This window comes from Pararoseomonas sp. SCSIO 73927 (genome assembly GCF_037040815.1).
Lineage (GTDB): Bacteria > Pseudomonadota > Alphaproteobacteria > Acetobacterales > Acetobacteraceae > Roseomonas.
The window spans coordinates 223,173-249,784 of record NZ_CP146232.1 but is presented as its reverse complement, the minus strand read 5'-3'; the positions used below and the strand labels follow the sequence as shown (position 1 = coordinate 249,784).

General features: G+C 72.3%; 24 protein-coding genes and 1 tRNA gene. 9 read left to right on the top strand and 16 right to left on the bottom strand.

Annotated elements, in window-relative coordinates; genetic code table 11:
- Positions 1-116 precede the first annotated feature (116 nt).
- From VQH23_RS01350 to VQH23_RS01340, 3 genes are all read left to right on the top strand, one after another.
- Entirely contained in the window at positions 117-962 is an 846-nt protein-coding gene (locus tag VQH23_RS01350) for an endonuclease/exonuclease/phosphatase family protein (RefSeq protein WP_338663815.1), read from the top strand.
- A 76-nt stretch (positions 963-1,038) separates the two neighbouring features.
- On the top strand, positions 1,039-1,923 hold the full coding sequence (locus VQH23_RS01345; RefSeq protein ID WP_338663814.1) for a PPK2 family polyphosphate kinase: 885 nt from the start codon (positions 1,039-1,041) through the stop codon (positions 1,921-1,923).
- Positions 1,924-2,098: 175 nt separating this feature from the next.
- Positions 2,099-2,947, top strand: coding sequence for an alpha/beta hydrolase (locus tag VQH23_RS01340; protein ID WP_338663812.1), 849 nt, complete (start codon positions 2,099-2,101; stop codon positions 2,945-2,947).
- A gap of 85 nt (positions 2,948-3,032) precedes the next feature.
- On the opposite strand, the gene VQH23_RS01335 is transcribed toward VQH23_RS01340, so the two are convergent.
- The 4 genes from VQH23_RS01335 to VQH23_RS01320 all read right to left on the bottom strand — a co-directional run bounded on the left by VQH23_RS01335 (position 3,033) and on the right by VQH23_RS01320 (position 7,371).
- The gene (locus tag VQH23_RS01335; protein WP_338663811.1) at positions 3,033-3,461 is read right to left on the bottom strand and encodes a hypothetical protein; all 429 of its coding nucleotides are present in this window, start codon (positions 3,459-3,461) and stop codon (positions 3,033-3,035) included.
- A gap of 104 nt (positions 3,462-3,565) precedes the next feature.
- Positions 3,566-5,959: an ATP-dependent Clp protease ATP-binding subunit ClpA gene (gene clpA / locus VQH23_RS01330; RefSeq protein ID WP_338663810.1), complete on the bottom strand. Its 2,394-nt coding sequence runs from the start codon at positions 5,957-5,959 to the stop codon at positions 3,566-3,568.
- A gap of 183 nt (positions 5,960-6,142) precedes the next feature.
- On the bottom strand, positions 6,143-6,574 hold the full coding sequence (clpS, locus tag VQH23_RS01325; protein ID WP_338663809.1) for an ATP-dependent Clp protease adapter ClpS: 432 nt from the start codon (positions 6,572-6,574) through the stop codon (positions 6,143-6,145).
- Between the two features lie 284 nt (positions 6,575-6,858).
- Positions 6,859-7,371, bottom strand: a complete 513-nt coding sequence (locus tag VQH23_RS01320; protein WP_338663808.1) for a phasin family protein — start codon at positions 7,369-7,371, stop codon at positions 6,859-6,861.
- Positions 7,372-7,686: 315 nt separating this feature from the next.
- Between VQH23_RS01320 and VQH23_RS01315 the strand changes: the two genes are divergently transcribed.
- The gene (locus VQH23_RS01315; RefSeq protein ID WP_338663807.1) at positions 7,687-8,955 is read left to right on the top strand and encodes a D-alanyl-D-alanine carboxypeptidase family protein; all 1,269 of its coding nucleotides are present in this window, start codon (positions 7,687-7,689) and stop codon (positions 8,953-8,955) included.
- A 57-nt stretch (positions 8,956-9,012) separates the two neighbouring features.
- Here the strand turns inward: VQH23_RS01315 and VQH23_RS01310 are convergent, their stop codons facing one another.
- From VQH23_RS01310 to VQH23_RS01285, 6 genes are all read right to left on the bottom strand, one after another.
- A complete protein-coding gene (locus VQH23_RS01310; RefSeq protein ID WP_338663806.1) occupies positions 9,013-10,119 on the bottom strand; it encodes a DSD1 family PLP-dependent enzyme in 1,107 nt (368 codons plus the stop codon).
- A 48-nt stretch (positions 10,120-10,167) separates the two neighbouring features.
- The gene (locus tag VQH23_RS01305) at positions 10,168-10,776 is read right to left on the bottom strand and encodes a histidine phosphatase family protein (RefSeq protein WP_338663805.1); all 609 of its coding nucleotides are present in this window, start codon (positions 10,774-10,776) and stop codon (positions 10,168-10,170) included.
- Positions 10,777-10,890: 114 nt separating this feature from the next.
- Positions 10,891-12,303, bottom strand: a complete 1,413-nt coding sequence (pgmG, locus tag VQH23_RS01300; protein ID WP_338663804.1) for a phosphoglucomutase/phosphomannomutase PgmG — start codon at positions 12,301-12,303, stop codon at positions 10,891-10,893.
- A gap of 280 nt (positions 12,304-12,583) precedes the next feature.
- Positions 12,584-13,456, bottom strand: a complete 873-nt coding sequence (gene galU, locus VQH23_RS01295) for a UTP--glucose-1-phosphate uridylyltransferase GalU (protein ID WP_338663803.1) — start codon at positions 13,454-13,456, stop codon at positions 12,584-12,586.
- 86 nt (positions 13,457-13,542) lie between these two features.
- Entirely contained in the window at positions 13,543-14,214 is a 672-nt protein-coding gene (locus VQH23_RS01290) for a hypothetical protein (protein ID WP_338663802.1), read from the bottom strand.
- Positions 14,211-14,906, bottom strand: a complete 696-nt coding sequence (locus tag VQH23_RS01285; RefSeq protein ID WP_338663801.1) for a VWA domain-containing protein — start codon at positions 14,904-14,906, stop codon at positions 14,211-14,213. Before VQH23_RS01285 ends, VQH23_RS01290 begins: the two co-directional genes overlap by 4 nt.
- Positions 14,907-15,014: 108 nt before the next feature.
- Here VQH23_RS01285 and VQH23_RS01280 point away from each other — a divergent pair, with 108 nt between their 5' ends.
- Positions 15,015-16,727, top strand: coding sequence for a hypothetical protein (locus VQH23_RS01280; protein ID WP_338663800.1), 1,713 nt, complete (start codon positions 15,015-15,017; stop codon positions 16,725-16,727).
- 48 nt (positions 16,728-16,775) lie between these two features.
- Here VQH23_RS01280 and VQH23_RS01275 read toward each other — a convergent pair whose 3' ends face one another.
- The gene (locus VQH23_RS01275) at positions 16,776-19,040 is read right to left on the bottom strand and encodes an NADP-dependent malic enzyme (protein ID WP_338663799.1); all 2,265 of its coding nucleotides are present in this window, start codon (positions 19,038-19,040) and stop codon (positions 16,776-16,778) included.
- Positions 19,041-19,157: 117 nt separating this feature from the next.
- Here VQH23_RS01275 and VQH23_RS01270 point away from each other — a divergent pair, with 117 nt between their 5' ends.
- Positions 19,158-19,334 (top strand): hypothetical protein, encoded by a 177-nt coding sequence (locus VQH23_RS01270; RefSeq protein WP_338663798.1) that lies wholly within the window; start codon positions 19,158-19,160, stop codon positions 19,332-19,334.
- A gap of 45 nt (positions 19,335-19,379) precedes the next feature.
- On the opposite strand, the gene VQH23_RS01265 is transcribed toward VQH23_RS01270, so the two are convergent.
- Together VQH23_RS01265 and VQH23_RS01260 are read right to left on the bottom strand one after the other, a co-directional pair.
- Positions 19,380-20,132 carry a hypothetical protein gene (locus tag VQH23_RS01265; protein WP_338663797.1) on the bottom strand — a complete coding sequence of 251 codons (753 nt, stop codon included), beginning with the start codon at positions 20,130-20,132 and terminating at the stop codon, positions 19,380-19,382.
- Between the two features lie 177 nt (positions 20,133-20,309).
- Positions 20,310-20,395: transfer RNA gene (locus VQH23_RS01260), tRNA-Leu, on the bottom strand.
- Positions 20,396-20,418: 23 nt separating this feature from the next.
- Between VQH23_RS01260 and lipB the strand changes: the two genes are divergently transcribed.
- A complete protein-coding gene (gene lipB, locus VQH23_RS01255; protein ID WP_338663796.1) occupies positions 20,419-21,090 on the top strand; it encodes a lipoyl(octanoyl) transferase LipB in 672 nt (223 codons plus the stop codon).
- A gap of 21 nt (positions 21,091-21,111) precedes the next feature.
- On the opposite strand, the gene coaA is transcribed toward lipB, so the two are convergent.
- Both coaA and VQH23_RS01245 read right to left on the bottom strand, forming a co-directional pair.
- Entirely contained in the window at positions 21,112-22,074 is a 963-nt protein-coding gene (gene coaA / locus VQH23_RS01250; RefSeq protein ID WP_338663795.1) for a type I pantothenate kinase, read from the bottom strand.
- 100 nt (positions 22,075-22,174) lie between these two features.
- Positions 22,175-23,578: a DEAD/DEAH box helicase gene (locus VQH23_RS01245; RefSeq protein WP_338663794.1), complete on the bottom strand. Its 1,404-nt coding sequence runs from the start codon at positions 23,576-23,578 to the stop codon at positions 22,175-22,177.
- 264 nt (positions 23,579-23,842) lie between these two features.
- On the opposite strand from VQH23_RS01245, the gene mtgA reads away from it, so the two are divergent.
- Together mtgA and VQH23_RS01235 are read left to right on the top strand one after the other, a co-directional pair.
- On the top strand, positions 23,843-24,550 hold the full coding sequence (gene mtgA / locus VQH23_RS01240) for a monofunctional biosynthetic peptidoglycan transglycosylase (protein ID WP_338663793.1): 708 nt from the start codon (positions 23,843-23,845) through the stop codon (positions 24,548-24,550).
- Positions 24,551-24,633: 83 nt separating this feature from the next.
- Positions 24,634-25,749 (top strand): NADH:flavin oxidoreductase/NADH oxidase, encoded by a 1,116-nt coding sequence (locus VQH23_RS01235; RefSeq protein WP_338663792.1) that lies wholly within the window; start codon positions 24,634-24,636, stop codon positions 25,747-25,749.
- 4 nt (positions 25,750-25,753) lie between these two features.
- Here the strand turns inward: VQH23_RS01235 and VQH23_RS01230 are convergent, their stop codons facing one another.
- Positions 25,754-26,599, bottom strand: coding sequence for an alpha/beta hydrolase (locus tag VQH23_RS01230; RefSeq protein ID WP_338663791.1), 846 nt, complete (start codon positions 26,597-26,599; stop codon positions 25,754-25,756).
- Between the last annotated feature and the right edge of the window lie 13 nt (positions 26,600-26,612).

Sequence of the window (26,612 nt, the reverse complement as noted above, 5' to 3'; positions counted from 1 at the left end):
GCACATCGCCCGATGCCGCCACCATCCGAGGGAGGATTTGCCTTGCTCACACCGCGCCGCGCCGGCCTGGACAGCCCGCAGAACGAGGGCGGTCCCCGGCCCGTGCCGCCCCTCCGGTGATCGCCCGCGCCCTCCTCGCGCTCCTCCTCCTCGCCGCCCCCGCCGGGGCGGCGGAGCTGAAGCTCGCTACATGGAACCTGGAATGGCTCACAGCCCGCCCGGCGGGCGACCCCGCCCTGCCGCGCGACCTCGTGCGGCGCGACCCCGCCGACCTCGCCCGCCTGCGCGCCTACGCCGCCCGGCTGGAGGCCGACGTGCTGGCGATCCAGGAGGTGGACGGCCCGGAGGCCGCCGCCCTCGTCCTCGATCCCGCCCGCTGGAGCTTCTTCTTCCCCGATGAGCGGGACGTGCAGCGCGCCGGCATCGCCGTGCGGCGCGGCATCCCCGCGCGACAGAATCCCGACCTCGCCGGGCTGGACCTGAACCCGGAAGCCCGCTTCTCCCTCCGCCGCGGCACCGACGTCACGGTGGGGGAGGGGGCTTCGGCCCTGCGCGTCCTCTCTCTCCACCTCCGGTCAGGCTGCCGGGAGCCGGATGATCGCGGCCGCGAATGCGAGGATATCGCCCGCCAGGCCGGGGTGCTGGCCGGCTGGATCGCGGATCGCCACGCGGCGGGAGAGGCCTTCGCCATCGCCGGCGACTTCAACCGCCGCTTCGACCGCGACCCCGCGGTCCTCCCCGCGCTGGAGCGCGCCGCCCCGCTGGCCCGCGTCACCGCAGGCCGGTCCAACCCGTGCTGGGGCGGGCGGCCCTTCATCGACCACATCCTCCTCGGCGGCCCCGCGCGCGGCTGGGTGGCCCCGGGCAGCCTGCGGGTGATGGTCTACGCGGAGCGCGGCCCCGAGTGGCGCGGCCGCCTCTCCGACCATTGCCCCGTCAGCATCCGGCTGGATATTCCCTGACCCGACATCCCCCGGCTCCACATCTCGTAGCCCCTTCACGCGTTCGGGCATGGACCGAGCAGCGCGAGAGCCCTTCATGAGCAAATCCCCCGTCCACGCCTTCGCCGAGGCCCGTCGCGTGACGGCGGGCGAAGGGTTCACCCTCTCCCGCTATCCCACCGACGATGATGGAGGGCTGGATCTCGGCAAGAAGGAGGGGGAGGCGATGCTGGAGGCCACCGTCGCCCGCATCGCGGAGCAGCAGGAGCGGCTCTACGCCGATGCGCGCTGGTCCGTGCTCTGCATCTTCCAGGCGACCGACACGGCCGGGAAGGACGGCGCCATCAAGCACGTCTTCTCCGGCGTGAACCCGGCGGGCGTGCAGGTGGAGTCCTTCTCCGCCCCCAGCACACTGGAGCGCTCGCACGGCTTCCTCTGGCGCCACGACGTCGCGCTGCCCCGCCGCGGCCGCATCGGCGTCCACAACCGCTCCTGGTACGAGGAGGTGCTGGTTCCGCGCGTGCAGCCCTCCGTCCTCCAGGCCGCCCCACTTCCGGCCAAGCTTGTCGGCCCGGGGATCTGGGAGGAGCGGCTGGAGGACATCGCGGCGCATGAGCGCTACCTGTCGCGCCAGGGCACGCTGATCCTGAAGTTCTTCCTCCATCTCGGGGAGGAGGAGCAGCGCCAGCGCCTGCTCGCCCGCATCGACGAGCCGTCCAAGAACTGGAAGTTCCAGGCCGGCGACCTGGCCGACCGCGCCCGTTACGCCGACTACATGGCGGCCTACGAGGACACGATCCGCGCCACCGCCACCCCGCACGCCCCCTGGTTCATCATCCCCGCGGACCGGAAATGGCTCGCACGCCTCCTGATCGCGGAAGCCGTGGCCTCCGCGATGGAAGCGCTGGACCTGCAGTTCCCGCAGCTCGATTCGGCCGCGCGGACCGCCTTGCTGCGCGCGCGCGACGCGCTCGCCGACTAGCCGCGTCCTTCCCCTGCGGAGGTTGGCGCGTCGGCACGCGCGGCCTCTCGCCCGCAGCAACCCGGGCGGACCCCGTTCTGCGGAGCGTGCGGGGTCATGCAGGGCGGGCGCATCGCCGAGCTGAGGCGCCGGAGAGGCGCGCAACACGGCCCCGTCGCGCCGCGTTGCGCTCCCGATGATCTCACGCCGCCTTCTCCTGGCCGCCGCCCTGCCCGCGGCCGCCTGCTCCCCCCTCGACATCGCGAACGGCCTGACCCCGGGCGGCGGCACCGCCCTGCGGCCCGGCATTCCCTATGCGCCGGGGGAGCGCGGCCGGTACGACCTCTACACGCCCGAGGGCGCGGGCCCGGCCTCGCCGCTGATCGTCTTCTTCTACGGTGGCGGCTGGACGTCCGGAGCGCGCGGGGATTACGGCTTCGCCGCGCGCCCGCTGGCCTCCCTCGGCGCCCTTGTCGCCGTCCCGGACTACCGCCTCTTTCCGGAAACCCGCTGGCCCGGCTTCGTCGAGGATGGCGCGGCCGCCGTGCGGGCCATCCTCGCAGGCCCCGGCACCGGGCGCCCCGTGTTCCTCATGGGGCATTCCGCTGGCGCCTTCATCGCCCTGGCCCTGGCGCTCGACCCGCGCTGGCTCGGCCCGGCGCGGGAAGCCCTGGCCGGCGCCATCGGCCTGGCCGGCCCCTACGAGTTCGGGCCGGAGGACGACCCGAGGGGGATCTTCGCCGGGTCGCCCGCCCGCCGCGCCCGGGCCGCACCGGGTTCGCCGGAGCAGCTGGCGGGAACCCCTCCTCTGCTCCTCCTCCAGGGTGAGGCCGACGACACCGTCCGCCCTGCCCAGGCGACACGCCTCGCGGCACTGGCCCGGGCGCATGACGTCCCGGTCGAGACGCGCCTCTACCCCGGCCTCGGCCATATCGGGATCGTGGCTGCCCTGGCCAGCCCGGTCCGCACCCTCGGGCTGGAGGGGGCGCCGGTGCTGGAGGATGTCCGGCACTGGCTGCAAGGACCCGCGCCGCGCCGGGCCTGACCGCCCCCCACCAAGTCAGTCCTGGAAGACAAAAGCCGCTCCCGGCCCCTGCATGGCAGGGGGATGGCCGGGGCGGCAGGCCCAATCAGACGGACTCGATCCGGACGGCATCCGCCTTCGGCCAGCCCACTTCGGGCCGGATCACCAGGCGGCCCACGCCCTTGCGCATCTTGCCCCGCATCAGGGGATCCTCGCCGGGGTTCTCCTGCAGCCACTTGCGAATGGCGGCCAGCGCGTCCATCCGGCTCTCCCCATTGAGCGCGTAGATGCCGTCCCCGTAGGAGAACCGCGCGATCTCGTGGCCCGGCACGCCGTAAGCGCCGTCCAGCCGCTCCCACTCCGGATGAACGTCCATGCGCGGCGCGACCACGCGCTCCAGCAGGGTTGCGAAGTCGGGATTGATGGCCTGCAACGGGGGAGCACCCCGCCTCGTCTCCTCCGGAGTTTCCATGCCGAACTCGTCGACTGTGGAGGAACCCCGCAGGGAGCGCTCGCGCAGGTAGGGCAGAACCACCCGAACGAAAATGAGAAAGAGCAGAATAAGGGGACCGGCAATCGAAAGCAGCCGCTCTAGACGTCCGGACCCCATGCTATCCTCTCACTCTGTCCCGGGCGGCGTCAGCCAGCCGCCTCGGGCTCCCGCTCCGCCTCGCCGTCCCCGTCGCCGCCTCCACCATCCTGCCCGTGGGCACCCTCATCGGGCTTGGGCAGGGCCGGCGGGGGCGCCTCGGCCACATCGAAGGTCAGGGCCCCGTCCTTGAGCCCGACCTTCACCGCACCACCCTTCACCAGCTTACCGAAGAGCAGCTCCTCGGCCAACGGCTTCTTGATGTACTCCTGGATCACGCGGGCCAGCGGCCGTGCGCCGTAGAGCCGGTCGTAGCCCTTCTCCGCCAGCCACTCCTTGGCGGCGGAGGACAGCTCGATCGTCACGTTCCGGTCCGCGAGCTGGGCCTCCAGCTGCATCACGAACTTCTCGACGACGCTGCCCACGATCTCCGGCGAGAGGCCGGCGAAGGGAACGATGGCGTCCAGGCGGTTGCGGAACTCCGGCGTGAACATCCGGTTGATCGCCTCTGTGTCCTCGCCCACCCGGACCGTGCTGCCGAAGCCGATGGCGGGCTTCGCCATGTCGGCCGCGCCGGCATTCGTGGTCATGATGAGGATGACGTTGCGGAAATCGACCGTCTTGCCGTTGTGGTCCGTCAGCTTCCCGTGGTCCATCACCTGCAGCAGGATGTTATAGAGATCCTGGTGCGCCTTCTCGATCTCGTCGAGCAGGAGCACGGCGTGCGGGTGCTGGTCGATGCTGTCGGTCAGCAACCCGCCCTGGTCGAAGCCCACATAGCCCGGGGGCGCGCCGATCAGCCGGCTGATGCTGTGCCGCTCCATGTACTCGGACATGTCGAAGCGGACCAGCTCGATGCCGAGCGTCTTGGCGAGCTGCTTGGCCACCTCCGTCTTGCCGACGCCGGTGGGGCCGGAGAAGAGATAGTTGCCGATCGGCTTCTCCGGATCGCGCAGCCCGGCCCGGGCCAGCTTGATCGCGGCGGACAGCGCCTCGATCGCCCCGTCCTGGCCGAAGACCATCGACTTCAGGTCGCGCTCCAGGCTCTTGAGCGTCTCCTTGTCGTCGGTGGACACGCTCTTGGGTGGGATCCGCGCGATCTTCGCGACGATGTTCTCCACGTCCTGCAGCGTGACGGTCTTCTTGCGCTTGTTCTCCGGCACCAGCATGCGGGAGGCGCCGACCTCGTCGATCACGTCGATCGCCTTGTCCGGCAGCTTCCGGTCATGGATGTACTTGGCCGAAAGCTCCACCGCCGCGCGGATGGCCTCCGGCGTGTACTTCACCTTGTGGTGCTTCTCGTAATTGACCTTCAGCCCCTGCAGGATCTTCACCGCGTCCTCGACCGACGGCTCGTTCACGTCGATCTTCTGGAAGCGGCGGACCAGCGCGCGATCCTTCTCGAAGTGCTGCCGGTACTCCTTGTAGGTGGTGGAGCCGATGCAGCGCAGCGTGCCCTGGGCGAGGGCCGGCTTCAGCAGGTTGGAGGCATCCATCGCGCCGCCGCTCGTCGCACCGGCACCGATCACCGTGTGGATCTCGTCGATGAACAGGATGGCGCCGGGCTGCTGCTCCAGCTCATTCACCACGGCCTTCAGCCGCTCCTCGAAGTCGCCGCGGTAGCGCGTGCCGGCCAGCAGGCTGCCCATGTCCAGCGCGTAGATCGTGGACTTGAGCAGGACCTCCGGTACGTCCTCCTCGATGATCCGCTTCGCCAGGCCCTCGGCGATGGCCGTCTTGCCCACGCCCGGGTCGCCCACGTAGAGCGGGTTGTTCTTCGTCCGGCGGCACAGGATCTGGATCGTGCGCTCGATCTCCTCGGCGCGCCCGATCAGCGGGTCGATCTTGCCCTGCCCTGCCTTCTTGTTGAGGTTGACGCAGTAGTTCGACAGCGCGTCGCCGCCGCGCTTCTGGCCGCCCTCGCGCCGCTCCTCGTTGCCGCGGCCCTCGCTCTCCCCCTCGCCGTCCTTGCCCGCATTGCCCTGCACGGGGCGGGACTGGCTGCGGCCGGGGGCCTTGGCGATGCCGTGGGAGATGAAGTTCACCGCGTCCAGCCGCGTCATGTCCTGCAGCTGCAGGAAGTAGACGGCGTGGCTCTCGCGCTCGGAGAACAGGGCCACGAGCACGTTGGCGCCCGTCACCTCGTCCCGGCCGGAGGACTGGACATGGATAGCCGCGCGCTGGACCACGCGCTGGAAGCCGGCGGTCGGCTTCGGGTCGCCCCCGCGATCCGTCACCAGCCCGGCCAGGTCCTTGTCCAGGAACTCGGCCAGGTCGCGCTTCAGCTTGTCGACGTCCACGCCGCAGGCGCGGAGCACGGTCGTCGCGTCCGTGTCCTCGGCGAGGCTCAGCAGCAGGTGCTCGAGGGTCGCGTACTCGTGGCGGCGCTCGCTCGCCAAACCGAGGGCGCGGTGGAGCGTCTGTTCTAGGTTACGGGACAGCATAATCGACGCTCCCCTGTGTCAGCGGCCGCCGGGATCTCCCGCAGGGCGTCCCCCTGGACGCGAAGCTTGGGGCGGCCGCAACTTTCAGTCTCTCAGTCATATTGTGACCCTTTCCCCGAACGCGGAGGGGAGGGGTCGGTTACGCCATGTTTCACCGGAGGATCGTTCTTCCGCGCCCCCGACTCAGTCCTTCTCGATGGTGCACTGGAGAGGGTGCTGGTTTTGCCGCGCCAGGTCCATCACCTGCGTCACCTTCGTCTCGGCCACCTCATAGGTGAAGACGCCGCAAACCCCGACGCCGCGCCGGTGGACGTGCAGCATGATCTGCGTCGCCTGCTCCCGGCTCTTCTGGAAGAAGCGCTCCAGCACGTGCACGACGAACTCCATCGGCGTGTAGTCGTCGTTCAGCATCAGGACCTTGTACATGGTCGGCTTGCGCGTCCGGGGGCGCGCCTTGACCACCACCCCCGTCGCCGGCCCGCCATCCCCGGCCCCACCATCGCCCGGAGGGGTGTTCGGCCGGGCAGGAGTATTGCCCCGGTCCGGGCCGCCCTTGCCGGGATCCTCCGGGTTATTGCCCGGGCCGCAGCTCGGGCGCGTGTCCTGCTCTGTCATCGCCCCCTCTGTCATCGCCCCGCCATGCTCTCACGGATTGCCGGCTTGCCAAGAGGCCACCGTCTCCCCCGCACCTAAATTCCGGATGAGGATATGGATCGCGCCGCGCGAGGTGAAGCCTCCCGGCACACCCCCGATATGGGGGCGCCGCGCCCCGGGCGCCAGGGCCGCGCCGTGGCAGCCCTGCAATGCAAAAAGCCCCGGCCGCCAGGCCCTTGGGGCCGGCGGACGGGGCTTCATGGCAACCGGTCCGGCGGGATGCGCCCCGCCGGACTCGCTGGCGATCAGGCCGCGAGCGGCTTGCCCATGCGCTCCATGGCGAGGGAGACGCGCTGGGACATCGGGCCGGAGACCTGCTCGGCGAGGCGGAAGGAGGCCTCCTGCATCTTTGCGGTCTCGGACATCACCTTGTCCACGGCGCCGCGGGCGTAGGTGGTCTGGATGTCGGCGGCCTCCTTCAGGCTCTTCACGCCGGAGAGGGCGCGGGCGCCCTCCAGCGCGTGCTCCGTCAGGGCCTGCGCGAAGGAGAAGGCCTGCCGGCTGATGTCCTGCGTGCCGGTCATCCAGGTCTGCGCCACCTGGGCCAGGGTCTCGGCATTCCCGCGGGAGAAGTCCGCGAAGTCCTGCGCGGCCTTGCTGGCCTGCTCCATGGCGCTCTGCATGCCGGCCGTGCCGGTCACGGCCGTGTTGAGGCCCATGGTACGGGCGGCGGACGCGGTCGCCTCCGGCAGGGCCTGGGTGGTGGTGCTCACGGTCTCCGCCGCTAGGCGGGCAACCTTCGGGGCCTCGTTGGCCATGCTACTGTCTCCTTGGAACCTGTTGCGGCAGGCCGTGATTGTCGCCACGTCTTTGCTGCGCTGCAACACGAGCCTTTTAGACAGCGCAACGATGCGGCGTCCACAGTTTTTTGCAGCGCACAATCGAATTTCCTGCGCCCGGCCGCAACTTTTCCGCGATTAAAAAATGCTGCAATTTCCGATTTCTAAACGCAAATCCTGCAACTTGCGGTGGACAGCGGCCGGGGCGCGCCCGTATCGTCGCGGCCGGTTCGGCTGGGGGGTCGGCCGGAATGGCGCAGGCGGGGGCCGCGCCAGCACACAGGGGGAGCCTTCATGGCACAGGGTTCGGTGGCCGCGCGCGGTCTTCAGGATGGCGACGGCCGGAACACCAGCGGCCGGGCCGGAGCACGGCCGCGCCGGGCGCGCTGGCTGGCCGCCCTGATCCCCGCCCTCCTCGCCGCCGGCGCCGTCGCCACCCCGGCCTCCGCCCAGATCGGCAGCGACCGCTACGCCTCCTTCATCATGGACGGGCGCACCGGCGGGGCCCTCGGCGGTGCGAGCATCGACGAGCCGCGCTACCCCGCATCGCTGACGAAGATGATGACCCTCTACATGCTGTTCGAGGCGATGCGCGAGGGCCGCATCACCATGAACAGCCGCATCTACATCAGCGAGGAGGCGAACAGCCGCCAGCCCTCCAAGCTCGGCGTGCCCCCGGGCATGACCATCCCGGTGGAGGTCGCGATCTACGCGCTGACCATGAAGTCCGCCAACGACGTCGCCACCGCCGTCGGCGAGGCGCTGGGCGGCACGGAGACGGCCTTCGCCCAGATGATGACGATGAAGGCGCGTCAGCTCGGCATGACCAACACCACCTTCCGCAACGCCTCCGGCCTTCCGGACTGGGACCAGACCACCACGGCGCGGGACATGGCCACCCTTGGCCGCCGCCTCTTCCTCGATTTCCCGGAGCGCTGGCACTACTTCGGCAACTCCAACATCCGCGTCGGCAACTACGCCTTCCGCAGCCACAACCGCATGCTCGGCGAGTACGAGGGCGTGGACGGGGTGAAGACCGGCTACATCAACGCCTCCGGCTTCAACAACGTCGTCTCCGCCCAGCGCGGCGGCCAGCGCGTCTTCGTCGCCGTCTTCGGCGGCAACTCCTGGATCGAGCGCGACCGCCACGCGGCCATGCTGCTGGATGACGGCTTCTCCCGCCTCGGCGTGCAGCCCACCGCGCCCCGGATGCCGGAAGCCGCCGTGATGGCCCGCGCGCCCTCCGTGCTCGGCCGCGCCCAGGCCGCCACCGTCGCCGCCGCGCCCGTCGCGCGCCCCTCCGCCATCCGCCAAGTCTCGCTCCGCGTCGCCCGCCCGGTGGCGGAGCCGGCCGCCGCCCGCGGCCGCCGCGCCGCTGCCGTCGCCACCGCGCGGCCGGGCACGCGCGCCACGGCCGCCAGCACCCGCCGCGTGCTGGAGCAGGGCGATGGCGGCCGGGTCCTCCGGGTCTCCACCACCGCGCGCCGCCCTGCCGTTGCGCCGGCCCGCGCTGCCGCCCCGGCCCGCCCGGCGGCGAAGGAGACCCGCCAGGCCCGGCGCTGAATCGGGTACCGTCTCAACCCTGAAGGGGCCGGCCGCCGTGCCGGCCCCTTCCTCGTTTCAGGCCATCCCGCCGCGCGCGAGGACCGGCCACAGGCACTCCACCCGCCCGCGCCGCACGCCCACGTACCAGTCGTAGCGGTCCACCGTCGGGTCGCAGTGGCCGGGCACCAGCCGCATCCTCTCCCCGATCCGCGGCCGCTCGCCGCCCTCCACCGCCAGCGCGCCGTGCTCGTCCGAGGCGCCGACGTAGCGCACCCCCGGCCTCTCCCAGACCAAGGGCAGGCCGGAATCCACCGCCACCGCCTTGTGCCCGGCATCCAGCACCGCCACCCCGTCCCGCGGCGCCGACATCACCTGCGCCAGCACGAAAAGGCTCTGCCGGAAGGCCGGCGGGTTGCCGTTGGCGGCGTAGTCCGCGTCCATGAAGGCGTAGGACCCGGCCTGGATCTCCGTCCACAGCCCCGCCTCCAGCTCCAGCTCGTAGGTGCCGGTCCCGGCGCCGCCGATGATCGGGCAGGGCAGGCCGCGCTGGGTCAGCTGCTCCACCGTGCGCCGCACCCCCTCCGCCGCGCCCGCGATGGCGGCCCGCCGCTCCTCGATGCTCCGCTTGTGCTGCGCGTTCCCGTGATAGGCCTGCAGCCCGCCGAAGATCAGGTGGGGGGAGGCCGCGATCCGCTCCGCCAGCGCCACTGCCTCCGGCCCGGGCGAGACGCCGCAGCGCCCGGCGCCCACGTCGATCTCGACCAGCACCTCCATCCGCCGCCCGGCATCCCGCGCCACGTCCGCGATGGTGTCGATCGCCCCCGCATCATCCGCGCAGACCGCGACCTTCGCGATGCCGGAGAGCGCGGCCAGCCGCCGCAGCTTGCGCGGGTCCACCACCTGGTTGGAGACGAGGATGTCCGGCACCCCGCCCCAGGCCAGGGCCTCCGCCTCCGCCACCTTCTGCACGCACTGCCCCACCGCGCCGCGCCGGATCTGCTGCAGCGCCACCACCGGGGATTTATGGGTTTTGGCATGGGCCCGCAGCTTTGCGCCGGTCCCGGCCAGCCGCGCCGCCATGGCGTCCAGGTTCGCCTCGAAGGCGTCGAGGTCGAGCAGGAGGGCGGGGGTGTCCACCTCCTCCTCGCGCATGCCGGGTTCGGCGGGGGGCGGTTGCAGCATGGGGTCGCTCCGTGATCGCGCCGATCCTACCGGCGCCGCGCCCGGCCGTCAGGGGACCCCTGAGCGGGCCGCCAGGATCAGCGCCTCGGCCGGGACGACACCGGCCAGGTGCCAGCGGCCCTCCGCCGGCCGGAACAGGGCGAGGCTCCCCTCCGGGAACTCGGCCTGGGCTAGGGAACGGCCGAGGATGAGCCCGAGCGGCACGATGTGCCCGACCATCACGCGGTTCCCGCCATCCACCGGGCCGGCCAGCATCGCGGAGACCTCCGCCGCGTCCTGGTGCGCGCCGCGCGCCGTGTAGTCGTCGGCGATGAGGGCGGGATGGAGGCGCGCCGAGCCGAAGGCGAGCCGCGCCGTGTCCTGCGCCCGGAACACCTCGCTCGTCAGCACCTCCGCCATGGAAATTCCGAGGCTACGCAAAGCGGCGCCGAGATCCCGCGCCTGCGCCTCGCCGGCCGGGCTGAGGTTGCGCTGCCCGGCACGATCACCCAGGCGGCCCGAATCCACCTGTCCGCGATCCGTGATCGCGTGGCGCATGTAGACGTTCACGCCGCCCGCACGGAGCAGCGCGACGGCCTCCTCCGTCCCGAGAAAGCGCGGCGCCTGTGCGAGGGCCGGGCCGGCGGCGAGAAGCAGGAGAAAGGGGCGGCGTCGCATGGCGCCATCCTGGCGCAAGCCCCGCAGCGGGAGAATGGCCCGACGGACGGGGCTCGCCGGACCGGCGCGCGAGAACGCGCCGGCCCGGCAGGGTGCCTCAGAGAAGGACCGGCCTCAGTGGCCGGCATTCTCCCCGGAGAAGTCCGGCGCCGCCAGCCCGCTCGCCTCGAGCTGCCGCGCGATCCCGGCCTTCAGCCGCTCCAGCCCTTCCTCGGTCTTCGCCTCGGCGCGGGCCACGAGCACGGCTTGGGTGTTGGAGGCGCGGAGCAGCCACCAGCCGTCCTCCGTCAGCACGCGCACGCCGTCCACGTCCTGCACGCGCGCGCCCTCGGCGGCCAGTCGGTCCTTGACCTCGGCCACCACCTTGAACTTGCGGTCCTCGGCGCAGTCGAAGCGCAGCTCCGGCGTGTTGATTACCTTCGGCATGGCGTCCCGCACGGCGGAGAGCCGCTCGCTCATCCGCGCCACGATCCCGAGCAGCCGCACGGCGGAGTAGGGCGCGTCGTCGAAGCCGTACCACTTGTCCGCGAAGAAGATGTGGCCGGACATCTCGCCCGCCAGCGGCGCCCCGGTCTCCGCCATCTTGGACTTGATGAGGGAGTGGCCGGTCTTCCACATCATCGGCGTGCCGCCGGCCACCGCGATCTCGTCGAACAGCACCTGGCTGGCCTTCACGTCCGCGATGATCGTGGCGCCCGGCTTGTTCTTCAGTACGTCCCGCGCCAGCACCACCATCAGCTGGTCGCCGAAGAAGATGTTGCCCTTGTCGTCCACCACGCCGATGCGGTCCGCGTCACCGTCGAAGGCGATGCCGAGATCGGCCCCCTGGCGCGCGACCTCCGCGATGATCTGCTCCAGGTTCTTCGCCACTGTCGGGTCGGGGTGGTGCGCCGGGAAATTGCCGTCGATCTCCCCGTTGATGACGACGTGCTCGCCCGGCAGGCGGGCCGCCAGCATCTTGGTGATCTCGGCGCCCGATCCGTTGCCGGGGTCCCACACCACCTTCAGCTTCCGCTCGCCGCCGTCGTAGTCCTGCATCAGCCGCGCCACGTACTGCTCCGCGATGTCCTCCTGGCGGGAGGAGCCCTGCGCCTCCTCCACCACGTCGCCCGCGGCCGCCATCTTGCCGAGGTTCTGGATGTCCGCGCCGAAGAAGGGCTTCTTGCCGATCATGGACTTGAAGCCGTTGTAGTCCGGCGGGTTGTGGCTGCCCGTCACCATCACGGCGCCGTCGGTGCCGAAGTGGTAGGCGGCGAAGTAGAGCATCGGCGTCGGCGCGCAGCCGATGCGGATCACCTCCATGCCGGAAGCCATCAGCCCGGCTACCAGCCGCTCCTCCAGCATCGGGGAGGAGAGGCGGCCATCATACCCCACCGCCACCTTCGCGCCCCCCTTCCGGGAGACGATGGAGCCGAAGACCCGGCCGATGGCGAAGGCGTCCTCCCCGGAGAGGGTTTTCCCGACCACGCCGCGGATGTCGTACTCCCGCAGGCTCGTCGCGTCGAAGCGGTGGCTGAAGCTTGGCATGGCGTCTCGTGTCTCAGAGGAGTCCGGTGGACTGGTGAGGGAACCCGCGGCCGCGGCATGCGGCGGGGCACCAGGCGTTACGCAGGTCGGGAGTAGTGTCGTCCTTCATGGCGGCCGTGAGGCACCAGGACGGGAAAGCACAACGTTTATTCCCGATCATCAACAGCCCGATCCTCGACAGATGGGGCGTCAACAGCAAGGGCGCGCCCGCTGCCGCGGCCGCGCCCCGAGAACTCCAGGGAGGGCACGGCCAGTGGCCGCCCCGGCCCCGATCCTGGCCCTAGCCCAGGTACTTCGGCAGGAACTCGCGCACCGCGCCCGCCAGGTCCTGCCGCTTCAGCGCGAAGGCGATCTGCGCCTCCAGGTAGCCGGCCTTGTCGCCGCAGTCGAAGCGCCGGCCCTCGTAGCGCAGCCCGTGGAAGGGCTGCCGGCCGATCAGCTTCGCCATGCCGTCCGTCAGCTGCACCTCGCCGCCCGCGCCCTTCTCCATGGCGGAGAGGTAGTGCACCACCTCCGGCATCAGGACGTAACGGCCGATGATGGTAAGGTTGGAGGGCGCCTCCTCCACCTTCGGCTTCTCGACCAGCCCCTTCACGGACACCAGCCGGCCCTTGTCCTCCTGCACGTCGAGGACGCCGTACTTGTTCACGCGCTCCATCGGGACTTCCTCGATGGCCACCACGTTGCCGCCCGTCTCCTGATAGGCATCGGCCAGCTGCTTCGTGCAGGAGACCTCGCACTGCATCAGGTCGTCCGGCAGCAGGATGGCGAAGGGGTCGTCCCCGATGAAGGTGCGGGCGCACCAGATCGCGTGGCCCAGGCCCATCGGCACCTGCTGGCGCACGGTGGTGATGGAGCCCGGCTCCACAGCGCTGGCGCGCAGCTCGGCCAGGATCTGGTCCTTGGCGCGCTCCTTCAGGGTGCGCTCCAGCTCGTAGGCCACGTCGAAGTGCTCGACGATCGCGGTCTTGCCGCGGCCGGTGATGAAGCAGAACTGCTCGATCCCGGCGTCCCGCGCCTCCTCCACCGCGTACTGGATGAGGGGCTTGTCCACGACGGGCAGCATTTCCTTCGCCAGCGCCTTGGTGGCGGGCAGGAAGCGGGTGCCCAGACCGGCGACCGGAAGGACGGCCTTCTTGAGGGGCTTCGGCACGTTGTCGATTCCCGACCTGTGTTGCGGGGGAGGTTTGCCACGCCTCGGGGCACTTGGGAATGCGCCCGGAGGTTGCAGGCGTCGTCTCAGCCGAGGAGAATGTCCCGTGCCGCGTTGAGGCGGGCCGCCAGCCAGTCCGAGCCGCCGGCATCGGGGTGGGCGATCCGCATCAGCCGGGCATGGGCGGCCCGGATCTCGTCCGCCGTCGCCCCCTCCGACACGCCGAGCACCGCCAGCGCCTCCGCCCGGTCTGAGACGGGCGCCGCGCCGGTCCCATCCCCGCCCGCGCGCCAGCCGGGGTGCGCGCGGTCCGCCCAGGCCTCGATCAGCGGCACGCTCTCCGGGTCGTCCGCCGCCGCCTCGGCCAGCAGGTCCCGCAGCGCCTCCACGGAGAGGTCCGCCAGGTCCCGCCCGGCCTGCCGCCCGCGCCGAACCCGCCCGGACAGGGTGCCGGACGCGGGATCGAGCCGCATGGCCAGCATCGCCGTCTCCACCTCGTCCACCGGCGCGCCGCCGAGCGGGGAGGGGGGCCGCCGTGCCCGCCACCAGCGCCAGAGGACGGGCACGAAAAGCGTCGCGACCCAGAACACCTGCCCCACCCGGCCGGACAACAGCAGCACGGCGGCGAGGACGATCCCGAACCCGGCGGCCAGCATCGCGGCCCCCAGCTTCACCTGCGCCACGCTGGCCCGGGCGAAGGCGGCCAGCCCGCCCAGCACGAGCGCCAGCAGCGCCGCCCCGGCCGCGAGCGCGATCACTGCCCCGCCCCCGGCGCCGGAAGCTGCGCCAGCAGGGCCGCGGCTTCCGGAAGCCTCGCCAGCGCCTCCCGCCCGCCCGCCGCGAAGGCGGCGGCGCCGCGCAGCAGGGCCGCCAGCGCGTCGCCGCTGCGGTGATCGAAGGGCGCCCAGGCCCCGCCGCTGGCCCGCGCGATCCCGCGCAGAACCGGCGTGGCACCGGGATCGTCACCCTCCTGGAAGACGAAGCCCGGCACGCCCCGCGCCCCCAGCCGCGCCGCGGCGGCCAGGATGGGGCCCGCCTCCTCCTCCACCGCGTCGCCGACGAAGACCAGGGCGTGCAGCCTCTCCCGCGCCGCCTCCGATTCGGCGTGGCGCAGCAGGCGCAGGATCTGCGTGTGGCCGCCCCGGCAATCCACCCCCGTCATCGCCCCCGCCAGGGCCCGCGCATCGGCCAGGAAGGGCGTGGCGCGGAACTCCCCGTGCCCCCGGTAGTAGGCGAGGCTGACGGAGAGCCGCCCGGCCGCCGCGAACATCCCGGCCTGCAGGTGGCAGGCGCGGTCCCAGGTGGGCTGGCGGCTGGCGGTCGCGTCCACCGCGAAGAGCAGGCGGGGCGGAAGGGCCGCGGCCCGCAGCGCGGGCACCAGGGCGGCCTTCCGCAGGAAGGCGTCCACGACGGAGGAGGGGGCGGGGGCGGGAACCGGCGGCTGGGCCATTCCGGAGGAGATGGTGCGTCCCCCCGCCCGGCGGAACGGCTGGCGCGGGCTTGATTGGCAAGCCTCCCCTGCCGCCCCTAGCCTGACCGGGAACAAAGGAGACGCCGCATGTATCGCCGACTGCTCCTCGCGGGCTGCTTCGCCCTCCCCGTCGCCCTCGGCGCCCTCGCCCAGGCGGAGGCGGAGCGCCAGCTCGACGCCGCGATCGAGCGCCTCCGCACCGCGCTCGGCCCCGGTGCCACGCTGGAGTGGCGGGAGCGCCGCGTGGACCCTGTCACAGGCGCCGCCCGCCTCGCCGGCGTCTCCCTCCGCCAGGGCCCCAACCGCCTGACGATGGAGGAGGTCACCCTCGCCGGGCTGGCCAACGACCGTGTCGCGAACGCCACCGCCAGCGGCGTGCGGCTGGAGGAGGCGAAGCGCGGCGACGCCCCCGGCCCGATGGTGGCCACCCTCGGCCGCGTCAGCCTCGCCGGCCTCGTCCTGCCGCCGGGCGCCGCCGGGACCCCGGTGGACTGGTCCGCCGCCGCCATCGAATCCGGCACCGCCGAAGGGCTTCGCGTGGACGCTCCCGGCCGGGGCGAGGCCTCGCTCGGCCGCGCCTCCGTCACCGGCTACGCCCCCGGCCGCCTCGGCGAGGCCGTGCTGGAAGGGCTGAGCTTCCTGGACCGCAGCAAGGGCGAGACGCGCATGGCGCTCGGCCGCGCCCGCCTTGCCGGCGCCACCGTGCCGCGCATCGGCGCGGAGGTGGACCCCTGGGCCCTGGCCGCCGACGCCGCCCTGCTGGAAGGCGTGGAACTGCGGGTGGAGAAGGACGACGTCGCCATCCGCCTCGGCCGGGTCCAGGCGGAGGCCTGGGGCGAGGGGCGCAACACGAACCTGGTCGCCGAGGGCCTGCGCGTGGAGGGCTCCAGCGCCGATACCGGTCCCTTCGCCGCCGATCTCGGCCGGCTGCGCGCGTCCGGCGTGCCGCTGCGCGACATGGCCCGCGCCTTCGCCACCGACGTGAACCCGCCCCAGCCCGTGCAGGGCCAGGAGCAGTCCGGCGAGATGCAGGGCCTCGTCATCTCCTCCCGCGGCGCGCCGCTGGTCCGGGTGGGCGAGATGCGCGTCACCAGCGGCTGGGACCCCGCCGCCCCGGCCACGCAGGTCAGCTCGGCGACCGTCGAGGGGATCGGCTTCAACCTGCCCGACGAGTTCGGCGGCGCCTGGCTGGCCGGGCTGGGCTTCAAGGAGGTTCTGGCCCGCATCGGCATGGCCGCGAGGCTGACGCCGGAGGGGCGGATGACCGCCGACCCCTTCGCCATCCAGGCCATGGGCATGGGCAGCCTTGGCTTCACCATGGATGTCCGTGGCGTGGAGGTGCCGAAGGAGGGAGCGCCCGCCCCGGCCACGGACGACCCCTTCGCCCTCGTCGGCAACTGGTCCATCGCCGCCTTCTCCGTCCGCTACACGGAGGACGGGCTGCTCCGCGCCGTGCTGGCGCAGCAGGCCGCGCAGGAGAGGGTGCCGGAGCGCCAGCTGCGGGAGCGCTACGCCACCATGGCGCTCCGCACCCCCGTGCCGGGCAGCGGGCCGAAGGAGGCGCCGGAGATCCGCCGGATGCGGGAGGCCCTGGCAGCCTTTGCGCGGGACCTCGGCAGCATCGAGATCGCCCTGCGCCCGGCCAAGCCTGTGCCGATGATGGAGATGATGGGGGCGGCCGGCCTGCCGCCGGACCAGCTGGTCCGCGACTTCGGCCTCACCGTCACCGCCACCCCGCCGAGGCCCGCGATGGCGACGCCCCCGTCGTCCATCGTCATCCCAGCGCCGCCCAGGCCCTGATCCCCAGGAAGGGCGGCCTTTCGGGCCGCCCCTCTCAGGCCACCGCTCTCAACCCGTCTGGGCCGCCGCGATCGCGGAGAGGTTGACGATGCCGCGCGCGGTGGTGCTCGGCACCATCACGTGCACCGGCCTGTTCATCCCCAGTAGGATCGGCCCCACCTGCAGCCCGTCCGCCGCCGCCTTCAGCAGGTTGTAGGCGATGTTGGCGGCATCCAGGTTCGGGAAGACCAGCAGGTTGGCCGAGCCGGTCAGGCGGCCATCCGCCACGGCGCGGGACCGGATGGCCGGCTCCAGCGCCGCGTCCGCGTGCATCTCGCCATCCACTTCCAGGGACGGGTCGCGCTCCCGGATCAGCCGCAGGGCCTGCCGCATCTTGCGGGCGGAAGGCGCGTCCGACGCCCCGAAGGAGGAGTGGGAGAGCAGCGCGACGCGCGGCGTCACGCCGAAGGCCCGCACCGCCTCGGAGGCGAGGAGGGTCATCTCCGCGATCTGGCCCGCATCCGGGTCCACCAGCAGGTGCGTGTCCACGAAGAACAGCGTGCCCGCGGGCAGGATCACCCCCGTCATGGCATAGACCCGGCCGGCATCGGGGCGCTTGCCCACGATGTCGAAGGCCTGGTGCCAGTGCGCCATCCAGTCGCCCAGCCCGCCCACGATCGCGGCGTCCACCTGCCCCGTCTCCAGCAGCATGGTGGCGGCAACGGTGGGCCGGGTGCGCAGCGCGCGGGCGGCAGCGTCGGGCGGGATGCCGCGCCGGCCGACCTTGCCCTGGTAGGTCTCCAGCAGCGGCGCCAGCGTCTCCGCGTCCGCGCCGGGGTCGATGACCCGCACGCTGTCCTCCAGGTCCATCCGCAGGCCCATGGAGCGCACCTTCTCGGCGATCACCTCGCGCCGGCCGATCAGCACGGGGTCGGCGATGCCCTCGTCCAGCACCGTCTGCACGGCGCGCAGCGTCCGCTCGTCCTCGCCCTCGCCGTAGACGATGCGCCGGCCGGCGCCGCGCGCCGCGGCAAACACCGGGCGCATCAGGTCGCCGGAGCGGAACACGAAGCGCTCCAGCCCGTCCCGGTAGGCGTCGAAATCCGCGATCGGCCGGGTGGCCACGCCGGATTCCATCGCCGCCCGCGCCACGGCCGGCGCGATCTCCAGAATCAGCCGGGGGTCGAAGGGCTTGGGGATGATGTAGTCCGGCCCGAAGATCGGCGCCTGCCCGCCATAGGCGGCCACCACCACCTCGCTCGCCTCGGCGCGGGCCAGCCGCGCGATGGCCTCCACGCAGGCGACCTTCATCGCCTCGTTGATCGTGGTGGCCCCGGCATCCAGCGCGCCGCGGAAGATGAAGGGGAAACACAGGACGTTGTTGACCTGGTTCGGGTAGTCGCTGCGCCCCGTGGCCACGATCGCGTCCGGCCGCGCCGCCCGCACCGCCTCCGGCAGGATCTCCGGCTCCGGATTCGCCAGGGCCAGGATCAGCGGGCTCGGCGCCATGGAGGGCAGCCACTCCGCCTTCAGCACGCGGGGCGCCGACAGCCCAAGGAACACGTCCGCGCCCGGCAGGGCATCGGCCAGCGTCCGCGCCTCCGTCGCGCGGGCGTAGCGGGACTTGTAGGGGTCCATCAGGACCTCCCGCCCCTCGTAGACCACGCCCTCGATGTCGCAGACCGTGATGTTCTCGCGCTTCGCGCCCATCGCCACCAGCAGGTCGAGGCAGGCCAGGGCCGCGGCGCCCGCGCCCGAGGTGACGATCTTCGCCGCCTCGATCGGCTTCTCCTGCAGCAGCAGCCCGTTCCGCACCGCCGCTGCCACGATGATGGCCGTGCCGTGCTGGTCGTCGTGGAAGACGGGAATGGACATCCGCGCCCGGAGGGAGCGCTCGATCTCGAAGCACTCCGGCGCCTTGATGTCCTCGAGGTTGATGGCCCCGAAGGAGGGCTCGAGGACGGCCACCGCCTCCACGAACTTCTCCGGGTCGCGCTCCTCCACCTCGATGTCGATGGAATCGATGTTGGCGAACTTCTTGAAGAGGACCGCCTTGCCCTCCATCACCGGCTTGGAGGCCAGCGCGCCAATCGCCCCGAGCCCCAGCACCGCCGTGCCGTTGGTGATCACCGCCACCATGTTGCCGCGGGTGGTGTAGTCGTAGGCCTTGGCCGGATCCGCCGCGATCTCCATGCAGGCCGCCGCCACGCCCGGCGAATAGGCCAGGCCCAGGTCGCGCTGCGTCGCCATGCGCTTGGTGGGCTCGATCGCCAGCTTCCCGGGGCGCGGGAGGCGGTGATAGTCGAGCGCGGCTTTGCGGAAATCCTCGTCCATCGGGCGTTTATGGCCCCGTGCCCGGCCCGGCGCCAGACGGGAACCGCCCCGGCCGCGCGGCGTTCGCCGCATAGCTGGCCTTTAAGGCCGGCTCACCGCAGAGGAGGGGCGAAGCCCATGGTGGACGCATCGAACGGCGATAAGCCCACCCCGCGCCCGGGGGACGTGGCGCCCATCGGCACCCCGGGCACGGACGAGGTGCCCTGCCAGGAATGCCAGGGCGCCGGCGAGCTGATGGGCAAGCCCTGCATCGCCTGCAACGGCACGGGCGTGGTGGTGCGGGAGAAGATTTAGGCACCCGCGGGCCGGGCGGCGCCGCCCGATCCCCGCCGCGGAGGATCAGCCCCGGGCGCCGACGGGCGCCACCTCACACCGGACCGCCATGAGGCCGGGCTGGCCGTTGGTGGAGGCGCTGAGCGGCTTCGGGTCGGCGAGGAACGCCTGCACGCGCTGCCGGGCCTCCTCGTAGCTCGGCATGCGATCGAACATCGCGACTGTAGCGTGCCGGCCTGGCTGGAAGTAGTCGACCGTGTAGATTTCGCCCGGCTGCCCCATCTCCCGCTGGATCTGGTTCGTGACGGCGTTGTGCTCAACAGCGAAGAAGGACGTGATGCGGTTGTCCCGGCCCGCGATCAGGAACTCGTAGACCACGCCGAAGCGGCCGGCGGATTCGTAGCACTGGTGGATCGTGACCAGGTTCTGCCCGAGTGGGAAAGCATCGATGACAAAGGCGGGCGGGCTGGGCGGCGGCACTCTGCCGCGCAGCCGCTGCCAGCTCGCCTGGATGTCCGCCCGCGACCGCTCCCACCCTGCCCCGTCCCCCGCGAGGCGATAGAGGAAGGGCTCCAGGTAGCGGAAGCTGATATCGGTGGGATGGCCCTGCATCCAATCGTCGATGAGGCGGATGCCCTCGCGGAAGTCCTTGCGGCCGATCGCGGCCGAGATCCTGTCGCGCGCTGCCGTTCGCGCCGGGTCGGCGGGCATGCCGGCCGCGCGGGGAGGGGCTTCTGTCGGTTCCGGCTTGGAGGAGGTCGGGGCCGCACAGCCCGACAATGCCGTCAGCCCCACGGCCACCGCCCAGCCAAACCGCATCTGCGCCCCCCATCCTGATATCGGGCGCGTAGCACGGGGCGGCAGGGCCGTCTCCCCGGGAAGCGGTAGACAGAGGTGAAATGGGTGGCCCTAGGTTCGGGCCGGGCGCCACGCTACATGCAGCGCGGCGGCGCCGGAGCGGCAACCGCCGAACGCAGCGCAGACTGATTGAGAAGATGGTGCGGTCAAGAAGATTCGAACTTCCACGGGGTTTCCCCCACCAGCACCTCAAGCTGGCGCGTCTACCATTCCGCCATGACCGCAGGCAGGGGGCGGCGTATAACCGATGAGAGCGGCGGCATCAACCGGGGTTCCGGCCCCGGAATGGCTGATTTCCGAGGATCGCATCCCCGTGCCGGACGCCCTGGCCGCGATGGAGGCCCGCGTGGCGGGAATCCGGGCCGGAACGGCGGGGGAGGCCGTGTGGCTGGTCGAGCACCCGCCGAGCTACACCGCCGGCACCTCCGCCCGGGCCGAGGGCCTGCTGGACACCCGCTTCCCCACCTATGAGGCCGGGCGCGGCGGCCAGTGGACCTATCACGGCCCGGGACAGCGCACCGCCTACGTCATGCTCGACCTCACCCGCCCCCACGGCACCGTCCCGGCCCGCGACGTGCGCGCCTACGTTCACGGGCTGGAGGAGTGGATGATCGGCGCGCTGGACCGCTTCAACATCCGGGGCGAGCGGCGGGAGGGCCGGGTCGGCATCTGGGTCGCGGACCGCGTCACCGGCCGCGAGGCGAAGATCGGCGCCATCGGCGTCCGCGTCTCCCGCTGGGTCTCCTGGCACGGCATCGCCCTGAACGTGGAGCCGGACCTCTCCCACTTCGGCGGCATCGTGCCCTGCGGCATCAGCGAGCACGGCGTGACCAGCCTGCACGCGCTGGGCATCCCCGCCACGATGGAGGAAGCGGATTCCGCCCTGATCGGGGCCTGGGCGGAGGTCTTCGGGGACTGAGGCGGCGGGGCCGCCAGCCCGCTACATCCGCCGCAGCGCCACCTCCCGCACCGCGTGGTCCGGGCCCTTGGTCAGCACCAGGTGCGCGCGCGGCCGGGTGGGCTGGATGTTCTCCACCAGGTTCGGGTGGTTGATCTCCCGCCAGATCCCCCGCGCCACCGCCTTCGCCTCCGCCTCGGAGAGGTCGCGGTAGTGGTGGAAGTAGGAGCGCGGGTCCTGGAAAGCGGTGCGCTGGAGGACGAGGAAGCGCTGCACATACCAGTCCTCGATGTCACCCTCCGCCGCGTCCACGTAGACGGAGAAGTCGAAGAAGTCGGAGGCCAGTACGGCGGCGCCGGCCGTCTGCAACACGTTCAGCCCCTCGAAGATCAGGATGTCGGGCTGGCTCACCACCTCGGACTCGCCGGGCACGATGTCGTAGCTCAGGTGGGAGTAGACGGGGGCCGAGACCTCCGCCTCACCCGCCTTCACCGCGCGCAGGAAGGCGATCATGCGGCGCAGGTCGTAGCTCTCCGGGAAGCCCTTGCGCCGCATCAGCCCGCGCGCCTCCAGCACCTTGGTGGGCAGCAGGAAGCCGTCCGTGGTGACGAGCTGCACGCGCGGATGGTCCGGCCAGCGGGCCAGCACGGCGCGCAGCAGGCGCGCGAAGGTGCTCTTGCCCACTGCCACGCTGCCGGCGATCCCGATGACGTAGGGCGGCACCCGGGCCGGGCGGCCGAGAAAGGTGTCCTGCACGGAGGCGAGGTTGCGCGCGGCCGTGACATGCAGGTTCAGCAGGCGGGAGAGGGGCAGCTGGACATCCGCCACCTCGGCCAGCGAGACCTGGTCCGTCACGCCGCGCAGGGCCTTCACGTCGGCATCGGTCAGGGGGAGGGGGGTGTTGGACCGCAGCGCCGCCCATTCCTCGCGTCCGAAGACGCGGTAGGCGCCTGTCTCCTCCGTCCCCGCGAGAAGGCCGGACACCGCCTGATCCACTCCGGACATGGTTCCCCCGTTTGCGGCAGGGCTTAGAGCAGGGCCGGCCCCGCCTTTCCAGGGCCGGCACGAAAAAAGGGGGCGCCCCTCGCGGGACGCCCCCTCTGTCTCAGCGGCCGCTGTCGCGGAAGTCGCCGTCGCGCCAGGCGCGGTCCTTGCGCGGCGCGTCGCTCCGCACGGGCTCCGCCCGGCGCCCGCCGCCGCCGTCGCGGCGCGGCGGCTGGCCGCCGGAGCGGTTCGCCCCGCCGGCATTCCCGCCCGGGCGCCCCTGCGCGTGGCGCTGCCCGTCGCGCCCGTGGCCGTTGCCCTGGCCGCCACCGCCGTTGCCGTCGCGGCGCGGCGGGCGGCCCTGCTGCTGGCGGTTCGGCCGGCGCGGCACGGGGCCGGTCGGGATCTCGCCCTCGGCCGGCACCTGCTGGCGTGTCAGCTTCTCCACGGCGCGGAGGAGGGAGATCTCGTCCGGCGCCACCAGCGCCACCGCCTCGCCCGAGGCGCCCGCGCGGGCCGTGCGGCCGATGCGGTGGACATAGGTCTCCGGAACCTCCGGAAGGTCGTACTGGATCACGTGGGTCACGCCGTCCACGTCGATGCCGCGCGCCGCGATGTCGGTGGCCACCAGGATCGGGGCGGTGCCCTTCTTGAAGGCCTCCAGCGCCCGCTCGCGCTGGCCCTGGCTCTTGTTGCCATGAATGGCGCCGGCAGCCAGGCCATCCTGCTCCAGCTGCTTCACGATGCGGTCGGCGCCGTGCTTGGTGCGGCTGAACACCAGGGCGCGGCCTACCGTCTCGCCGCGCAGCAGGTCGGCCAGAAGGCGGCGCTTGCCGTCGGCCGAGGTGTGGATCACCCGCTGGTTCACCCGCTCGGCGGTGGTCGCCACCGGCGTCACCTCCACCCGCACGGGGTCGGGCAGCAGCTCCTTCGCCAGCTTCGCGATGTCCTCCGGCATGGTGGCGGAGAAGAACATCGTGTGCTTCGTGCGCGGCAGCATGCCGGCGATGCGGCGGATGGAGGGCCAGAAGCCCCGGTCCAGCATCTGGTCGGCCTCGTCGAGGACGAAGACCTCGATGCCCTCCAGCTTCAGGGCGCGCTGGTTCAGCAGGTCCATCAGCCGGCCCGGCGTCGCGATCAGCACGTCCACGCCCTTGGCCATGGCGCGCTTCTGCGGGTTCTCCGGCACGCCGCCGAAGATCAGCGCGGTGCTCGGGCGGATGTGGCGGCCATAGGCGCGCACGCTCTCATGGATCTGCGAGGCCAGCTCGCGCGTCGGGGAGAGGATGAGGACGCGGCAGGTGTAGGGCGCGGCCCGCTTCGGGTCGTTCGCCAGCCGGTGCAGCAGGGGCAGGGCGAAGGCGGCGGTCTTGCCCGTGCCGGTCTGGGCGATGCCCAGCACGTCGCGGCCCGTGATGGCGGCCGGGATGGCCTGGGCCTGGATCGGGGTCGGGGTGGTGTAGCCCTCCTCCTCCAGCGCGCGCAGAAGGGGCGCCGCGAGGCCGAGCTCGTTAAACTGTGTCATGGATTCCAATCGGGGCGGCCCAGAACCCGGGCTGCCAGGGCGGGTGGAGGCGCCCCGCGTGTCCGGTCGCATCCAGGGTATCGGAGATCTCGACGCCCCGGTCAGGGCCGCGCGCATCATTGCGCGGGGCGGCCGTCTCACGCGGCCGAGGCGTGGCCGCGGCTGGCGCCGGGCACGGGCAGCAAGATGGGGCAAAGCCTGCTGCGGTGCAAGATGCCAGGAGGCGCGCTTGACGCGGGGCCGGCCGGCGGCCAGCACGGGGCCATGGGCCGCCAGGAACTGCTGCACCGTCCTGCCTTCCGGGTGAGCTGGCGCCGCCGGCTCCTCCGCCTGTTGCTCGTCCTCATTCTCGGCCCCCTGGCGCTGATCGCCCTCTTCCGCTTCGTCCCCGTCCCGGTCACGCCGCTGATGGTCATCCGCTCGGTCCAGGGGGAGGGGATGCGGCACGACTGGGTGCCCCTCGACTCCATCGCCCCCGCCCTGGCCGAGGCCGTGGTGGCCGGGGAGGACAACAATTTCTGCCGCGAATCGCTGGGCTTCGACTTCGGCGCCCTCCGCGAGGAGGTGGAGGCCTGGCAGGACGGCGAGACCCCCCGCGGCGCCAGCACCATCACCATGCAGACGGCGAAGAACCTCTTCCTCTGGCCGGGGCGGGATCCCGTGCGGAAGGTGATCGAGGCCTGGCTGACGCCGCAGATCGCCCTTCTCTGGCCGAAGCAGCGGGTGATCGAGGTCTATCTCAACAGCGTGGAGTTCGGCCCCGGCATCTACGGCGCGGAGGCCGCCGCCCAGGCCTTCTTCAACAAGCCGGCGGCCCGCCTGACCCGTGGGGAGGCGGCGCGGCTGGCCGCGGTGCTGCCCAGCCCCCTGAACTGGTCCGTCACCCGGCCCAGCGAGCGGGTGCAGCGCCGGGCCGCCGTCATCGAGCGCCGCACGGGCCAGCTCGGCCCGCTGCTGGACTGCCTCCGCTAGTCCGGGCTCCGACAGGACGGGCGGGGCTGGAGGCCGCGGCGCCTCTCTGAGAGGATCGGGGCCATGATTCCGGGATCCCGCCAATGAGCCAGCTGTTCCAACCCCTCCGCCTCGGCGCGCTGGAGCTGCCCAACCGGATCGTCATCGCCCCCATGTGCCAGTACTCGGCCGAGGAGGGGCGGGCGACGGACTGGCACACCATCCATCTCGGCCACCTCGCCCTCTCCGGCGCCGGGCTGCTGATCTTGGAGGCGACCGCCGTCTCGGCGGAGGGCCGCATCTCCCCCGCCGATCTCGGCCTCTACTCCGACGATAACGAGGCGGCGCTGGCCCGGGTGCTGGAGACGGCGCGCCGCCACGCCTCCATGCCGATTGCGGTCCAGATCAGCCATGCCGGCCGCAAGGCCTCCAGCCGGGCCCCCTGGGAGGGCGGGTCCCAGATCCACCCCGGCGAGCCCGGCGGCTGGCGAACCGAGGCTCCCTCCGCCCTGGCCCATGCCGAGGGCGAGGACACCCCGGCGGCGCTGAGCGCGGAAGGCCTGGCCCGCATCCGCGAGGCCTTCGCCGAGACCGCCCGCCGCGCCGCCCGAATCGGGCTGGATGGCATCGAGATCCACGGCGCGCACGGCTACCTGCTGCACCAGTTCCTCTCGCCGCTCGCGAACGTGCGCAACGACGAGTACGGCGGCAGCCTCGAGAACCGCATGCGCTTCCCGCTGGAGGTCTTCGACGCCGTGCGCGAGGCCTTCCCGGCAGATCGCCCGGTCTGGATGCGCCTCTCCGCCACGGACTGGGTGCCGGGCGGCTGGGACGTGGAGAGCACGATCGCCATGGCCCAGGCCCTGAAGGCGCGCGGCTGCGACGCCATCCACGTCACCACCGGCGGCGTCTCCACCCGCCAGCAAATCCCCCTCGGCCCGGGCTACCAGCTTCCCTTCGCGCGGCAGGTGAAGGAGGCGGCGGGCCTGCCCGTGATCGGCGTCGGCCTCATCACGGAGCCGGAGCAGGCCGAGGCGGTGGTCGCCAACGGCGATGCCGACGCCGTCGCCCTGGCCCGCGCCATCCTCTACGACCCGCGCTGGCCCTGGCACGCGGCCGCGAAGCTCGGCGCGCGCGTCGCCGCGCCGAGGCAGTACTGGCGGTCCCAGCCGCGGGAGTTCAAGGACCTCTTCACCGGCGCCGCCTACGGGCAGCGCTGAAGGCTCAGCGCGGGGCGCGATGGCCGCGCAGCCACTCCAGCAGCACTGCTCCCGCGCGCGGATCGCCGTGGATCACCGGATGCCCGGCCCGGCCCGAGCGGTGGAGGGTGCTGCCGGGGATGGCGGCGGCGAGCGCCTCGCCCATGGCGACGGGCACGACGGGATCCTCCGCGGAGACCATCACCAGCGTCGGCGGCAGCGCCTTCGCCGCGCCGCGAAGGGCCGCAATGCCGTCCATCGGATGCCGGTTGAGCCAGGCGACCGCCGGCAGCCAGGGCAGGTGGATGCGGATCGTCTCCGTCATGGAGGTGAAGCCGCTGTCGATCACCAGCAGGTCGGCACGGCCGGAGGCGGCCAGATGGATGGCGGGGGCGGAGCCGATGCTCTCCCCCAGCACCGCCAGGCGCCGCCCCGGCCACCGGCCGCGTGCCCAGGCCGCCATCGTCTCCGCCGTGGCCCTCAGAGACGCTTCGGTGGGCGCGCCGGGATTGCCGGAATAGCCCGGATACTCCGCGGCGACGACGGGAATGCCGGCCGCGACGAGGTTCTCCGTGCTCGCCGCCGACCAGCCCGCACGGGACCCGTTCCCGTGAAGGTGGAGAAGAACCGGCGCCCCCGGATCGCCCCCCGGATCGGCTTCCGGATCGGCGAACAGGAAGGCGAGGCGGCCGGAGCCCGGCACCTCCACATGCCCCACCTGCCAGATTCCCGAGGCAGCGACCGGAACGCCGTTGTGCCGGGCAGGGAAGAGAAACCGCTCCTGCATGGCCCAGACCGTCACGATCGGGGCCAGAACCACCAGCAACAGGATGAGGAGGATCAGAGGCACGGGGCGCGGCAGGGCTCTCAACGGCTCGTCCTGG